This window comes from Arthrobacter sp. 05N429, from assembly GCF_056397045.1.
This window is the reverse complement of record NZ_JBFTMQ010000014.1, coordinates 1-14,610: the sequence shown is the minus strand read 5'-3', so window position 1 is coordinate 14,610 and position 14,610 is coordinate 1. Positions and strand designations below refer to the sequence as shown.

Below are 14,610 nucleotides of genomic sequence, written 5' to 3'. Positions count from 1 at the left end.
AAAAAGCTTCTGCCCCGGTGGATACTCCTGCGCAGGCAGTTGTTCCTGCCTACATTCTTCCTGAGTCGTAGAACTCTTCGATGCCTTCGAGCCCCGGAAGATGGGGTGAAAGTTGCGGCAATTCCGCCACCGAGCCGATTCCCATTCGCTCCAGGAAATACGACGTCGTGCGGTACAGGATGGCCCCGGATTCGGGATCAGTTCCCGAGTCCTCAATCAGCCCCCGCTGCGTCAGCGTCCGCACGACAGAGTCAACATTAACTCCTCGAATTGCAGACACCCGCGCCCTCGATACGGGCTGGCGGTAAGCGATGACGGCGAGCGTTTCGAGCGCCGCCTGCGTCAGCCTGGCTGTCTGTCCTTCAAGCACGAATCCGCCGACAATGTCAGCGAACTCAGCGCGCGAATAGATCCGCCAGCCTCCGGCAATACTCCGCAATTCAAAACCCCGGGCGGTGGCACTGAAGCCAGCACTATTGATAGCGAAACTGGCATCGTCCACATCCGGGGCATTAACAGTATAGCCGTTATACTCCCGTTGCAGTTCCGCGAGCAGCCCCTCGACGACGTCGACCGTCAGGTTCAGCCCCGCGGCGAGCTCGACCGCCGTCGCCGGCTGGTCGATGACCATGAGGACGGCCTCGAGGGCCGCCCGCGCGCCGCCGGGAAGGCTGCTGACGTCAGGAAGGCTGTCGACATCAGGCTGGCTTGTGGCGTCGGGGCCGGCGTCGGGTGCTTTGTTCACGGCTGCTCCTCATATTCTTCACTCAGGCTCTCGCTGCTCCAGGTGTCGCCGTCGGCGGTCCAGCGGACTGTCAGGTCCCCCAGCGGGAGCAACTGTTCGAAGGCCACGGCCTTGTCCCGGAACAGCTCCAACAGCGCCAGGAAGCGTGCCACGACGACGAGGGTGGATTCGGCGTCGGCGATCAGCGCCCGGAAGGTCAGCGGGGCGCCAAGCTGCAGCCGGTGGCCCAGCAGTTCGGCTTGTTCCTTCACGCTGACGGGAGTGCCGTGGAGGTGGGCGAGGCCGACCTCGGTGGGCGCGGCCTCCTTGGGCTTGAGCGCGGTTTCGGCCAGGCTTGCGAACTGCTGCGGAGTATGCCGCCAGAGGAGCTCCGGCAGCAGCGCCGCGAAGTGGCCCTCCAGCGCGACCTGCCGGGGATACCGCCCGGCCTCAAGCTCGAGGGTGGACCCCATCATGCCCGCCACCTGCTTGAAAGCCTTGTATTGCAGGAGCCGGGCGAAGAGGAGGTCGCGGGCTTCGAGCAGGGCGATGTCTTCCTCGTCCTCAACCTCGCCGGCCGGCAACAGCCGGGCCGCCTTGAGGTCCAGCAAGGTGGCGGCGATGACAAGGAATTCGCTGGCCTCATCAAGGGCCCACTCCTCGCCCAGTTTCTGGAGCCCTTTGATGTACTTGATGAATTCATCGGTGACGGTGGACAGCGCCACCTCGGTGATGTCCAGCTGGTGCTTGGAAATCAGGCCCAGCAGCAGATCGAACGGTCCGGTGAAGTTGGCAAGCCGGACCTCAAAGCCGGGTTTCTTGCCTGCGGGGGCGAGCTCCGGCTGAGCAGTCGGAGTGACTGTTTGCGCCACGACCCTGGCTAGGGCGCGCCGCCGCGCGAAATGAGCTCTTTGGCGAGGTTGCGGTAGGCGTCAGCGCCGATGTGGTTGCCGGCGTAGCTGGTGATGGGCTCGGCCGCGACGGTGGCGTCCGCAAACTTGATGGACCGCTTGATGACCGTCTCGAAGACCTTGTCGCCGAAGGCCTCCACGAGGCGGGAGATCACCTCGCGGCTGTGCAGGGTGCGGGCGTCGTACATGGTGGCGAGCACGCCGTCGACCTGCAGCCGGGGGTTCAGGCGGTCCTGGACCTTGTCGATGGTCTCCACGAGCAGTGCGACCGCGCGCAGGGCGAAGAACTCGCAGATGAGCGGGATGATCACGCCGTGGGCCGCGGTCAGAGCGTTGACGGTGAGCAGGCCAAGGGAGGGCTGGCAGTCGATCAGGACGACGTCGTAATCGTCCTCGACCTTCTTGAGTGCACGGTCCAGTACCTGCTCGCGGGCCACTTCGTTGACGAGCTGGACTTCCGCGGCGGAGAGGTCGATGTTGGCCGGGAGCAGGTCAACGTTTTCGACCCCGGTCTTGTGGATGGCGTCGCGGATGTCGACCTTGCGGTCCATCAGGACGTTGTAGACCGTGAGATCCAGTTCGTGGGGGTTGATGCCGAGGCCGGCGGAGAGGGCGCCCTGCGGGTCGAAATCGACGAGGAGCACGCGGCGGCCGTATTCGGCCAGCGCGGCGGCAAGGTTGATGGTGGAGGTGGTTTTACCCACTCCGCCCTTCTGGTTGACCATGGCGATGACCCGCGCGGGGCCGTGGGATGACAGCGGCGCGGGCTCCGGAAAGTCGCGTTGAGGGCGCCCGGTGGGGCCCATGACGGCGTCTTCCAGATCGAGTTCGGTGCCTTCCAGAGTTGCTGAACCCTGTTCGCTGCTCACGTATCTATCCACACTTTCGATGACGGTGATTGTCGTGCTTGATATTGCTGCCTGCTTGATCACTGGGCCTTGGAGATCAGGCGTTGGAGATCAAGCCGAGCTTATTCCTCCCAAGGTTACAGCGCCCGACACGGTATTCCACGGACCTTGACAGCGGGCAATATTTGAGCCTCAACCTTCTGGTAGAAGTCGAAGGTTGCTCCTCTGGCACAAAAAACCGCCCGGACGCCGGGAGGCGTCCGGGCGGCTTCGTTGGCCCTGATGCTTCAAATCTGCTTCAGTTCCGGCTGAACGCGGGCCTTGGTCAGACGTTCGCCAGAGCCGGGCGGGCGGGCTCAGCGGCAGCTTCCGCAGCATCATCCTGTGCACTGTGGCCGGCGATCATGGTTCGCTCGTCGAAGGGTTCGTTGCCGGCGAGGACCCGTTCGACCCGTCCGCCGTCGATCTCCTTGACCCAGGTGCCGATCAGCACGGTGGCCACGGCGTTGCCGGTGAAGTTGGTCAGGGCGCGGGCCTCGGACATGAAGCGGTCGATTCCGACGATCATGCCGACGCCGCCGAGCAGTTCCGGCTTGTGGGCCTGGAGCCCGGCAGCAAGGGTGGCCAGGCCGGCGCCAGTGACACCGGCAGCGCCCTTGGAGGCGATGATCATGAAGACCAGCAGGGAAACCTGGGCGCCGAGGTCCAGCGGGGTGCCCATGGCGTTGGCGACGAACAGGGATGCCATGGTCAGGTAGATGGCGGTGCCGTCGAGGTTGAAGGAGTAGCCCGTGGGGACCGTGACGCCGACGACCGGCTTGGACACGCCCAGGTGCTCCATCTTCGCGATCAGGCGCGGCAGTGCGGCCTCGGAGGAAGAGGTTGAGAAGATCAGCAGGTATTCGCGGCCGAGGTATTTCATCAGCTGGAAGATGCTGACGCCGGAGACGATCTTGAGCAGGCCGCCGAGGATCACCACGATGAACAGGGCGCAGGTGACGTAGAACGCGCCCATCAGGGTTGCCATGCTGAGGATGGCCTGCATGCCCGTGGCACCCACGACGGCGGCGATCGCGCCGAAGGCACCCACCGGGGCCAGCCACATGATCATGACCAGGATGCGGAAGACGAGGGCCTGGCCGTAGCCGACGGCCTTGAGGATCGGGGCGCCCTGCTTGCCCATCTGCTGGAGGGCGAAGCCAACCAGCAGCGCGGCGAGCAGAGTGGGCAGGACCGGAATGTCACCCGGAATGATGCCCAGCAGGAAGTCGACCGTGCTGTCCGTGGCCGCCTTCTTGTTCGGATCGTACGGTGCCAGCTTGAGGCCCTCGCCCGGGTGGATGAGGTTGCCGACCACGAGGCCGATGGCCAGCGCGAAGGTGGACATCACCATGAAGTAGCCCAGCGCCAGTCCGCCGACCTTGCCGACCGTGGCCGCCTTCGCGATCGAACCGATGCCCAGGACGATGGTGCAGAAGATGACCGGGCCGATCATCATCTTGATGAGTTTGATGAACCCGTCACCGAGGGGCTTCAAGGACTTGGCGAACTCGGGGAAAAGCAACCCGACCAGGGCACCCAGGATAACGGCGGCGATGACCGCGATGTAAAGATAGTGGGACTTGTCGAGCCCCTTGCGCTTCTTGACCGGCGTCGCGGCCGTGGCCGTTGACTCTCCTCGTTGAGAGGCCATGGTGTTCTCCTTGGATAGGCTGGGGACGTCGGTGCGGCACAGGCTGTGGCCCATCACGTCCGTTCTGCGTGTTCCACCATCATTGGGGATGGAGTGACGCGCATCACCGTTGCGTTCATATTGGTCATGGAAGGTGTTGATGATCCACCGCTGGAGCATCGCCCGACGGCTGTTTGTGGCCCACCTGCTGTTCATGCTGGCCCTGACGGCGGTCGTCGGCACGGCCACGTTCGTTGATGCCCGCGACCACGCCTACGACGAGGCAGGCCGGCGGATGGCCGCCGTCGCGACCACCATGGCGGACAACCCCCTCGTGCTGGACGCGGCGGACGCCGCGGATCCCACGGCCGTGCTGCAGCCGTACGCCCTCAAGGTCATGCAGGACGCCGACGCTGATTTCATCACGATCATGGCGCCGGACCGCACGCGGTGGACCCATCCCCGGGACGAGGAACTCGGCAAGCCCTACATCGGTTCCATCGATGCCGCCCTGAACGGCCAGGTCTTCACTGAGATCACATCCGGCACCCTCGGACCCTCCGTCCGCACCATCGCCCCGGTCAAGGATGCGGACGGCAGAGTGCGGGCCCTCGTCGCGGCAGGGGTTACCGTCCGCACCGTCGATATCGCTGTCTCGGGCAGGCTGCCGGCGCTGGTAGCCATCGGCCTGGCCCTGCTCGCGGGCGGATCGGCGGCGTCGTGGCTGCTGGGGCGGTACCTGCGGCAGGTCACCCGCGGCTGGGGCCCGGAACAGCTCGCCCAGCTCTTCGCCTACTACGAATCGGTCCTCCACTCCGTCCGCGAAGGCGTCATCCTGATCGATCCCAAGGGCAAGGTGGTGATGTACAACGATCAGGCCGCTGAACTGCTGGGCCTCACACCCCGCACGTCCGACGGCGACGGCGCAGCTGCCGACGGCGGGCGGCACGAGGCGCCGTCGCTCGCGGACCTCCCGTTGGCTCCCAGCCTTCGGGAGATGTTCGAATCGGGCCGGACCGCGCTTGACGAGATCCATCTGACCGGCTCGCGGATCCTCGTGGTGAACCAGGGGCCGGCCGTAGGGCCCGACTCCGCCGGCGGACGCTCGGGGGCACCGGTCTACGGGACCGTAGCCACGATCCGGGACCGCACCGAGATCGAGTCGCTCGGCAGTGAGCTGGAGACCATGCGCACGCTCTCCGATGCCCTCCGCGCCCAGACCCACGAGCACGCCAACCGGCTGCACACCATCGTGTCCCTGATGGAGCTGGGACGCGGCACGGAAGCCCTGGACTTCGCCACCCAGGACCTTGAGCTCAGCCAGCGGCTGACCGATGACCTTGTGAGCTCCATCGAGGAGCCCGTACTCGGCGCCCTCATCATGGGCAAGGCCGCCGAGGCCCACGAGCGGGGCGTCGAGCTGACTCTCAACACCGGAGGGAACGGGCACGGGCCCGCTCCTGTGACCGGGCTGGCCGTGCAGGACCTCGTGGCGATCCTGGGCAACCTGCTGGACAACGCCATCGACGCCGCGGCGGAGGCGCCTGCCCCTCGGCTCGTGGAGCTTACCGTGGAAGCTTCCGGGGATGCCCTGGAGATCACGGTGGAGGACAGCGGGCCCGGGATCGATCCGCAGGCCGTGGACGACATCTTCCGGCACGGCTTCAGCACCAAGTCCCCGGGCCCGTTCGGGCGGGGCCTCGGCCTGGCCCTGGTCCGCCAGGCGGTTCAGCGGCTCGGCGGTACCATGACCATCACGAGCCCGGCCGGGGCGCTGTTCCGCGTCACATTGCCCGCTGCTTCACCGACAGAGCCGCCGGCATCGCCCGCGGCCTCACTGACCACCGAGGGACAGCAATGAGCGACATCCGTGTACTCGTCGTCGAAGACGAGCCCATCGCCGCGGCAGCCCACGCCGCCTATGTCGGCAGGCTGGAGGGATTCACGCTGGCCGGTTCGGCCCCGGACGGGCAGTCCGCACTCCGGCTGATGACGGACTTCGCGGCGGCGGGCACCCCGGTGGAGCTGGTGCTGCTGGACATGAACCTGCCGGACCTGCACGGCCTCGACATCGCGCGGCGGATGCGTGCCGCCGGGCTGTTCGCGGACATCATCGCCATCACGGCCGTCCGGGAGTTGAACATTGTGCGGAGCGCGGTGGCCACCGGTGTGGTCCAGTACCTGATCAAGCCGTTCACGTTCGCCACGTTCGCGGACAAACTCACCAGCTACCGGCTTTTCCGGGAGCAATTGGCCTCCCCCGCCGCCGGCCATGCCGGTTCCGGGGCTTCGCAGAGCGACGTGGACCAGGCTTTCGCGAGCCTGCGGGCGCCGTCCGAGCTGCCGCTGCCCAAGGGCCTGGCCGCGTCCACGCTGGACTCGGTGCAGGACTTCATGAAGCTGCAGGCCGGAGCCGTGTCGGCCAGCGAGGTGATGGATGCCCTGGGCATGTCCCGGGTGACCGCGCGGCGCTACCTGGAATATCTCGCCGACGCCGGCACGGTCACCCGGACGGCCCGCTACGGCGCGCCGGGCCGGCCGGAGAACGAATACCGCTGGAGGCAAAACTAGGCGGACGAACCTTCCTCAGTGAGTTTGATTCCGCGGTTAGCGAGGTTATCTGCAATTTCGTGGGCATCCCGGACGGAACGGGCCAGGCGGTCAAGTTTCGTGACGACGAAGGTATCCCCCGCCCGGCACGCGGCCAGGGCTTCGCGGAGTCCGGCGCGGTTTTTGTTTGTGCCAGTAAAGCCGTGGTCAACATAGATTCGTTCAGACTCAACGCCGAGGGCAGCCAGGGCATCACGCTGCGCAGTGAGGTCTTGCGCCTCGGTGGACACGCGCGCGTAGCCGACCAGACATGGAAAATAGGGTGTCACATAGCACCCCCTCACCGATCAATTCACCGGACGGGTCTTACGGGACGCTGATGGACCCCAGCTCGCAATGATGCAGTTCAGCAGCGTGTGCGACCGGTGGAGGACCGGCTAACGGGCAGTGATGCGGGAAGTCTTTACTTCGACCGCGATTCTGTACTGGCAGCCACAACCGGGGGTCTGTCAGTCCTTCGTGTGAGACTGTGATCGTGATTGAGCGAGCAGTGGATTTTGAACGCCTCCGTTGGATGCGTTGTGGGACTTGTAGCAATGAGTGGCATGTAGATGGTGAGTGGTTGGACCGCTTTCACCAAGGAGATGAAGTTTGTCTGGAATGTGGCACCAACTGCGAGGTCGAGGGGCGGCCTGACTTTTGGACCGCGCAAGACGACCACTCCCACGATGACTCGAAGGCGCGTGAAACGTTCTGGTATCACACCTCAACGCACGCGAACTGGCCCGATCGAGCCTTCGACCCCACCGCAACTATCACGGACTTAACCAAACGAAGGTTGCAAAGAACCAGGGCCGACGGGAGAGGGCTGGAGCACTGGGCCGGACGTCAGAAGGCTAAGGCACTCCACCTCGGCACTTACGAGGCGTCGATTGAGAACATGCTCAGGCGGATGACGGACCAGGACGGTACTGACGTGCGGTTCTATCTATACCGGGTCCGCCTCCGCCACAACGCCGCCGTTGAACCCGGCGTGCATCCGGAGCGCGCCAATATCGCTGGTGACGTGCAGTTGGACGAGCTCTGCGCCGCCGGCATCGACATCCTCCGATACGTAAACACTTATGAAGACCCATCGAGCATTTCTCTCGCGGTCAGGTTTGAGGCGATCCTGGCCGTCCAAATGATCCCAATTCCTCTGGCGGTCAACGCGGCAGATACTTGGGTGAGCGCCGCCGCGGCACGACTGCTATGTGCGGCGTCGCTGTCCTCACCGCAGACAAAGACCAAGCTCGAACGCATGCAGCGGCACGGGCCCTCGGCGCTTTCTATCGAAGCGGGCAAGCTGGAAGAGGAAGTCGCTGAAATGTTGCCGTTAGGGCTTCGTGACAGGATTCATCGGTTATTTGATGAAAAGAATCTGACGGCGGATCCGGCCGCGTTCCCCGCGAAGCTGTTGGGTTTGGCTCAGCTCGTCAGGGATCCAACCGCTGTTCTCGAATTGTTCGACACCGTGCCGTCGCGAGAGGTCTGACTGCGATTTGACCTAGTGCCGCAATGCCCGGGGACAGATCCTCTAACGGACGGAATCTGCCACTGGTCCTTGTGCAAACCCGCCAACAACGGTGTCGATAACCTCTGCAGCTGTGGCCGCCGAGAAGTCCGGGGCTGCAATGTTCCTCGGCCAATCCTTGCCACGAGACACCCACCCCGTACGTAAACCTGCTGCTCTCCCGCCCGAAATGTCCGCAGTTGGGTGATCCCCAACCATCCAGCCCCCTGCCACTCCGGTCCCGAGGCGGCAGGCCGCTATTTCGAACAGCTCGGCGTCAGGCTTCTTCACGCCTTCCGCCTCAGAAATGATGACTGCATCCACGTACGGTTCAAGACCGACTGTGTCGATTTTGAGCGTCTGCTGCGCGGCGGTGCCGTTGGTGACGATGCCTATTCGCCAACCGGATTCACGGGCATTTTGGAGAGCCTGCGCGGTGGCGGAATCCAACGTCATCAGGCTCACGTGGTCGAAGAGAAGTATTTCTACGAGGGCTTCGACCCCCAGGCCGGTCTGGAATCGCTCCTCGATGGCGCGGGCCAGGGATTCCCTTGGTTCGTAACCGTCTCGGTCAGCTGCAATGAGCCATGCAGTCTCGGAGTTGGCTCTCCCAAGCGATCGAACAAAATCAGACGCCCAGAGATCAAATGCGGAGGCTCTGTCGACCAAGGTGTTGTCCAGATCCACAAGTAGCAGCATTCCCTCAGAGTACGTGCCCGTTGCCCTCGTCACCGATTCAGCCAGCTAGGAAACACTGCCCGGACCATTCTCTTCGGCGACAGGCAAAGAGGCGATTCTCCCGTCTGGCGGTTCCTGTAGCGTCGCTAAGGGGTGTGCGTATAGAGCATTTAGATCGTCCCGTAAGGCGGTCCCTCACCGGACGTCTCCACTGGTTGTGTCAATGTGCACGGTGAGGGATCCCTCACCGGACACTGGCCGGCAGGAGCGCCCGTAAGCCGGTTCCTAGACTATCGACGCCCGTCCGCCGTGTAGTCTGAGGTCTTCGATTTGGGGGAACATATGGCTCTGACACGCAACGCTCAACTTTCCTTTTTGGAGCAGTCCTCGGACCAGCGGGGTGGTTTCTTGCCGTACCGCTCCACCACGAGGACCCCCAAATGACTCGTCAGCGCGTAGTACGACTTTTGATGCTCGCTCTCGGAATACTCCTGATCGCGTGGTTCGGCTCTGTTGCCTGGAGCGCCATAGATGAAGGGGCGGTTCCATCCGACTCGGCGTTCCAAGATATTCCGCCGCCCAGCGAAGCGGGGGAGATTTCCAAGGGGTGTGGATCAGGAGGCTGTTGGCGGGAAATGGTTGTAGAAATCGAACCGCCGCAGACTGCATTGTCGCTTGCAGCCGAGATGGGGCTGGCATCGGAACGTTGCGAGCCCATGAACCTATGGACGTTGCGAAAGACCTGCACCGGGATCTCTAATGACCGCCAGGGGCTCAAGATCTACCTGCGGTATTCCCTGTTGATTTCCAAGTACTAAGAGTGAGCCGCTCGGACGGCCCTCTTGCACGTCAGAGGATCGGCTATGGGACAGGCAGCAGGTGCTAGGGCAAGTCACGCGAGCCGCGAGTTTTTCCCTACCCGAGGTAACTTTCGACGATGAAGTCTTGAAGATCGCTCAGCACGAAGCAATCGAGGGCGTCGACTGATCTGAGCTAGGGAGCCCGTGTGGGCATGGATTCCGCGTAGGCCTCCGGGACCTTCGTCTTCGCGCCAGAGATGCGTAGCGGGTTCGGGGTGCCTCGTTTCCTACGCAGCCTCTGGGCTCGGTAGTCCGCTGTTGTGAACCAGAGGCAGGCGGCGACACCGGGGAGGAACACTCCGACGGCGATGAGTCCGCGCCAATACGGTTCTCCCCCGCTCAGGGTGGGTTCCACCACGACGGCGACGCCGAGGGCGACACCACCCACCATGAACGCGAGCTGGAAGAGGTTCACCCACCAATGTTTGGGCCCATTGGGTGGCCCTCCGAGTTCGTGCTTCAGGTAACTGTGGAGCATTCCGTCCTCGGTCAGATAGAGAACGCGCGCTTCACCTCGGGCCAGAGCCTCCTTGTGTTCGGCATGTATAACCTCGTCGTGCGCCTGGTGCGGGCTAGTAGTCATGCGTTCCTCCTGGTTCTCATCCCTGACAATACGATCACAGGACTGCAAAGAAGTGGCCATAAGGGGCCTTATGGGCGGCAACCCCGCACAAGTGTCGAAAACGACTATGACGGCTGCATCCGATCATCCGGAGTAAGCCGGAGCGCACCGTCCGAGGTTCGGTTCTCGCAGCGGTGTCGTCTTTCCGCCGCCGGGAGGCCAGACCATCAGATGCAGTGTCGGCGTTTCAGTCACGGCATCCTTTTCCATAGCCAGAAGTCCATTGGTCGCACTCAGCATCGCCCGAAAGCCGATCCTCTACCGGACGCTTCGGTCAGCTAACGACTTTGATAGTGGAGTCAATGAAACCGGGGCATTCCGTCGTACTGCCAGTAGGCTCGGGGCATGTCACTACCTGGGGCAAGAAGGCCGTGGTTCCGTGGGGCCGCGCTGTTGTTGGCCGGGGCTTGTGCCCTAACAGGCCTGTCGGGCTGTGAATATGCGGATGACGGCGCTGACCCGACCTCGGCGCCTTCCAGAACCAGCCGGCCGGCACCTCCGTCGCCGCTGCCGGCGGCCCCTGAACTTGCAAACGCCGAGAATCGGAACTTCAAAGACCTCGGTCCCTTACTCGGCGCCGGGCCGAAAAGCGTCGTGCTGGAAGGTGTCGGTGGACTGGGAGGAGTCGGGTTCCGTAAGTCGGTCAGGGCGTTGGCAAAAGGACGGTACACAATTACCGCGGCCTGCGTCGGCGCCCCGAGCGCATACCTTTCAATTTCCCAGGAAGGCCTTCGGGACGGCGGCAGACTCGAATTGAGTCTCGACTGCGGAAAAGCCACAAAAGCGCAGGTCGACATCGCAACAGGGCCGGTTCAGGTCCAAGGGTTTTATCCCACCACCGGCCCCGGCATTGGCGCGGTTGCTGGTTTCTGGATGGTCCCGGTCGCCACCGGCTCCTAAAGCAGGTACGAGTTCGCGGCGACGCTCACCCCTTTGCCGTCTCCGGAAGCAGCGGTCTTGCATCAAAGCCCACTTCGTGTCTCACGTATTGGCCAGCTCTGAAGGACAACCGAACAATCAGAGGCACAGGACGATTCTTAGGATAGGTTTCTTTCACCGGGCGGGTGCCTGGGCATGGAGGGGGACCATTGCAGACATCAAACGAGGGCCCGGTAAAGGGACAGCTATCTGGGCGGCCGGCAAGAAGTACGTCAGCTGGGGAGCTCCGACACCGCCGTCCGCATTCGGCTCCGGATTTCGGAATGAAGTAAACCTCAAAAGTCGTCCTTTCGCCGCGCTTCCGAGCAACGAACGCATCAGCCAGCCGGAGACGAGGACCGGACGTGATGACATCGTCGCTGCGTGGCAGGACGCCCGATCCACCGGATGCACCTCCACACATGAGGTTGTTGTCTCCAAGTGGAACGCGCCAGTGATCGTCGTCGGACTGCTCGCGATTGTGGCAGTGATCGCCGCAGCTTTGCTGTAAGTGCCGGTCCGGACACCACTGGAGGTTCCGGAAGGGGATCCTCTTTTGGTACAACGGTGTCCAGATCGAAGGCCCGGTCGAACATGTCCCGCTGAGCGCTAGCGGACAGGTCGTTCCGCGCGGATAGCGTCGGCGATTCGAGAAACTACATCCTCCGCCGCTAGTCGAGACGTGTCGATGACGAGGTCAGCATCTTTGATCATCCATTTCTGGGCTGCTGCGTACCTCTCGAGGTGATCCAGTCTCCATTGTCTTCCGGACAACTCGACCTGGTCGTTCTCAATTCGATTCCGGAGGGTTGCCTCGTCCGCGTCCAGCACTATGTGGACCACTTGTTCGACCAGTTCACTGAAACTCGCTTTCAGTTCCGCCCAATAGTCCTGCCGCAACACGGTCTGGACCGCCACCAGGTGTTGTCCGGTATGCCGACGAATTTCGAAAGCTGTAGCTGGAACCAGCGCCCGCCAGGCCGGCAGATCCTGAAAGTCGCTGAAGGCTTGGTCCTTCAGACTGCGCATAAGCATGTAGCCGACCGCTTCGGGGTCAAACAGCCGCAGACCAGGGTGCGCTTCCACCAGTGCCTGGCCGGCAGTCGTTTTTCCCACACCGAAGGTTCCGTTGATCCAAATCATCATGTCGCCGACGATATCTTCACCCACACGCGATTGGCTGGTGGCAAAGCTCGTGTCTGAAAGCGGACAGTTAGGGCGCCCGTTCAGGGATCCCTCGGCGGGCACTTGGTCGTGGACAGCCAGCAGATGCTCCGAAGAGGAGCTTCGACCGTGCGCAGGCGCCTAACGGCATCTCGTGGGGTATAGGCTACGTGCCATGATGACCAACCAGCGCCTCAAGCCACTGCTCGAGCAGTACGACTGGGCGACGGAACGACTTCTCACTCGCCTCGCCGGGCCCACCAGCAACTCGGGTGATGACAGCGACGTCGATGTACCGGCAATGACGGACGCCGAGTACCTCTGGGAACCGGTCGCCGCGTGCTGGTCAGTACGGAGGCGCGCCGATGGGCCCGGACCGGGCGCCGTCAAGCTCATTGGCGCGGGTGAGTGGGGGCGAGACGGCGCCCCCGAAAGTCCGTGGCCTCCGCCCCTCACGACGATCGCCTGGCGGCTTGACCACATCTCCGAGACGCTGTTGGGCCGAGCCAACCACCTCGGGGGCGACCGAACGTTCGATCGAGCGACGTACGAATCACGACCAGATGCAGCCGGCGCTATCGAGAGGTTCCGTCAGGCCGCGGCCGACTGGCGGCGGGTACTACTCAGTGTCGATGAGTCCGACTATGACCGGACCGGGTTAAGCAGTTACCCGTACGGCAGCGATGCCGAGGAGACGTTTCCGTCGATCGTGTGGTGGGAGAACCAGGAGATCCTGCACCACGGAGCTGAGATCGCGCTGCTCCGCGACAAGCCAGTGAGGATGTAGGTGGCATCACCTGCTGGGTCTGACTCACCGTAAGCCTGACGCGATTTTGTTGTCCTTGGATCGATTGGTCGGCCTGGTAGGTGGTGCCGATGCATGCGAATGGCTCGGTGGCGTGACCTTATAGGAGCGTGCGCTCAAGGCGCCCATCACTGGCTTGTCCGTCCCACTCGAGCATCGTGTGCCAACTCAATGAATGAAGTTGGATGCGAACGGAAGAAGAGGTACGGCCATGACCCACATGATGATCCCCGCTGCCGGCATCGTCACAGGCGGAATCGATACGCACGGAAACACTCATCACGCCGCGGTGCTGGACCACGTCGGTCGCCAGCTCGGTGACCGGGAGTTTCCCACGACGCCCGCTGGCTACCAGGCGTTGGGCACCTGGCTGGGCCGACACGGCCAGCTCGAGCGTGTCGGGATAGAAGGTACGGGCACCTATGGTGCCGGGCTCGCCCGGTACCTTGAAGAAACCGGCGTGACAGTGGTGGAGGTCAACCGGCCCGACCGCTCAGCGCGCCGAGCGAAGGGAAAGTCCGACCCACTGGACGCGTACGCGGCGGCCCGGGCCGCGTTATCGGGTACCGCTGCGGGCCAGCCCAAGACGCGCACCGGGAGGATTGAAGCGATCCGTGCGCTTCGGGTAGCCCGTAGCGGCGCCGTCAAAGCCCGCACTCAAGCCACTAATCAGCTCAAAGCCCTGCTGATCACCGCTCCCGCCCAGCTACGGGAGCAGCTGCGCCATCTGAGCACGACCATGCTGATCACGACCTGCGCCAGGATGCGACCAATCGGCGATCTCGGCGACCCGGAGCACGCCACCAAGACCGCGCTGCGTCGCCTGGCACGCCGTCATCAACACCTCACCGAAGAAATCACTGAAGCCGACGCCGAGCTCAAGAAGCTCATCACCGTAGCCGCACCACACATGCTTGCCCTTCCTGGTGTCGGCACTGAAGTCGCCGGGCAACTACTCGTCACCGCCGGGGACAACCCCGACCGGCTACGTTCCGAAGCCGCGTTTGCGCACCTCTGCGGGGCCGCTCCTATCCCGGCCAGCAGCGGCCGAACCCACCGTCACCGACTCAACCGCGGCGGTGACCGCGCCGCCAACAACGCCCTCTACATCGTCGTTCTAGGCCGGTTGCGCTACGACGCACGCACCCGCGCCTATGCTGACCGGCGCACCCAGCAAGGCCTGTCCAAACCCGAGATCATCCGTTGCCTCAAACGCTACGTCGCGCGCGAAATCTACGCCGCTCTACAACCTGCCCACATAGCAGAAGGACCTATCAAATTCTCTTGACGATCCATAGGAGCATCG

The 14,610-nt window shown here is 63.4% G+C and carries 13 protein-coding genes and 1 pseudogene; 6 read left to right on the top strand and 8 right to left on the bottom strand.

Annotated features, from left to right (window positions below; all coding sequences use genetic code 11):
• Nucleotides 1-49 precede the first annotated feature (49 nt).
• From scpB to AC1DF4_RS17130, 4 genes are all read right to left on the bottom strand, one after another.
• The gene (scpB, locus tag AC1DF4_RS17145) at nt 50-631 is read right to left on the bottom strand and encodes an SMC-Scp complex subunit ScpB (RefSeq protein ID WP_476914066.1); all 582 of its coding nucleotides are present in this window, start codon (nt 629-631) and stop codon (nt 50-52) included.
• A gap of 110 nt (nt 632-741) precedes the next feature.
• Nucleotides 742-1,596 (bottom strand): segregation and condensation protein A, encoded by an 855-nt coding sequence (locus AC1DF4_RS17140; RefSeq protein WP_476914013.1) that lies wholly within the window; start codon nt 1,594-1,596, stop codon nt 742-744.
• A gap of 8 nt (nt 1,597-1,604) precedes the next feature.
• A complete protein-coding gene (locus AC1DF4_RS17135; protein WP_056431118.1) occupies nt 1,605-2,504 on the bottom strand; it encodes a ParA family protein in 900 nt (299 codons plus the stop codon).
• Between the two features lie 304 nt (nt 2,505-2,808).
• Entirely contained in the window at nt 2,809-4,176 is a 1,368-nt protein-coding gene (locus AC1DF4_RS17130; protein ID WP_476914012.1) for a cation:dicarboxylate symporter family transporter, read from the bottom strand.
• Between the two features lie 139 nt (nt 4,177-4,315).
• Here AC1DF4_RS17130 and AC1DF4_RS17125 point away from each other — a divergent pair, with 139 nt between their 5' ends.
• The gene (locus AC1DF4_RS17125) at nt 4,316-6,016 is read left to right on the top strand and encodes a sensor histidine kinase (RefSeq protein WP_476914011.1); all 1,701 of its coding nucleotides are present in this window, start codon (nt 4,316-4,318) and stop codon (nt 6,014-6,016) included.
• Nucleotides 6,013-6,726 (top strand): response regulator, encoded by a 714-nt coding sequence (locus tag AC1DF4_RS17120; protein ID WP_476914010.1) that lies wholly within the window; start codon nt 6,013-6,015, stop codon nt 6,724-6,726. The genes AC1DF4_RS17125 and AC1DF4_RS17120 overlap by 4 nt, the downstream gene beginning before the upstream one ends.
• Nucleotides 6,727-6,731: 5 nt before the next feature.
• Here AC1DF4_RS17120 and AC1DF4_RS17115 read toward each other — a convergent pair.
• A pseudogene (locus tag AC1DF4_RS17115) lies at nt 6,732-7,034 on the bottom strand (recombinase family protein); the annotation flags it as partial.
• Nucleotides 7,035-7,240: 206 nt separating this feature from the next.
• Here AC1DF4_RS17115 and AC1DF4_RS17110 point away from each other — a divergent pair.
• A complete protein-coding gene (locus tag AC1DF4_RS17110; RefSeq protein WP_476914009.1) occupies nt 7,241-8,239 on the top strand; it encodes a hypothetical protein in 999 nt (332 codons plus the stop codon).
• A 42-nt stretch (nt 8,240-8,281) separates the two neighbouring features.
• On the opposite strand, the gene AC1DF4_RS17105 is transcribed toward AC1DF4_RS17110, so the two are convergent.
• A complete protein-coding gene (locus AC1DF4_RS17105; protein WP_476914008.1) occupies nt 8,282-8,956 on the bottom strand; it encodes an HAD family hydrolase in 675 nt (224 codons plus the stop codon).
• 419 nt (nt 8,957-9,375) lie between these two features.
• On the opposite strand from AC1DF4_RS17105, the gene AC1DF4_RS17100 reads away from it, so the two are divergent.
• On the top strand, nt 9,376-9,753 hold the full coding sequence (locus AC1DF4_RS17100) for a hypothetical protein (RefSeq protein ID WP_476914007.1): 378 nt from the start codon (nt 9,376-9,378) through the stop codon (nt 9,751-9,753).
• 175 nt (nt 9,754-9,928) lie between these two features.
• On the opposite strand, the gene AC1DF4_RS17095 is transcribed toward AC1DF4_RS17100, so the two are convergent.
• Together AC1DF4_RS17095 and AC1DF4_RS17090 are read right to left on the bottom strand one after the other, a co-directional pair.
• Nucleotides 9,929-10,378, bottom strand: a complete 450-nt coding sequence (locus tag AC1DF4_RS17095; RefSeq protein WP_476914006.1) for a hypothetical protein — start codon at nt 10,376-10,378, stop codon at nt 9,929-9,931.
• Between the two features lie 1,566 nt (nt 10,379-11,944).
• The gene (locus AC1DF4_RS17090) at nt 11,945-12,505 is read right to left on the bottom strand and encodes an AAA family ATPase (RefSeq protein WP_476914005.1); all 561 of its coding nucleotides are present in this window, start codon (nt 12,503-12,505) and stop codon (nt 11,945-11,947) included.
• 169 nt (nt 12,506-12,674) lie between these two features.
• Between AC1DF4_RS17090 and AC1DF4_RS17085 the strand changes: the two genes are divergently transcribed.
• Nucleotides 12,675-13,286, top strand: coding sequence for a DinB family protein (locus AC1DF4_RS17085; RefSeq protein ID WP_476914004.1), 612 nt, complete (start codon nt 12,675-12,677; stop codon nt 13,284-13,286).
• Between the two features lie 229 nt (nt 13,287-13,515).
• Nucleotides 13,516-14,592 (top strand): IS110 family RNA-guided transposase, encoded by a 1,077-nt coding sequence (locus tag AC1DF4_RS17080; RefSeq protein WP_476914003.1) that lies wholly within the window; start codon nt 13,516-13,518, stop codon nt 14,590-14,592.
• Nucleotides 14,593-14,610 lie beyond the last annotated feature (18 nt).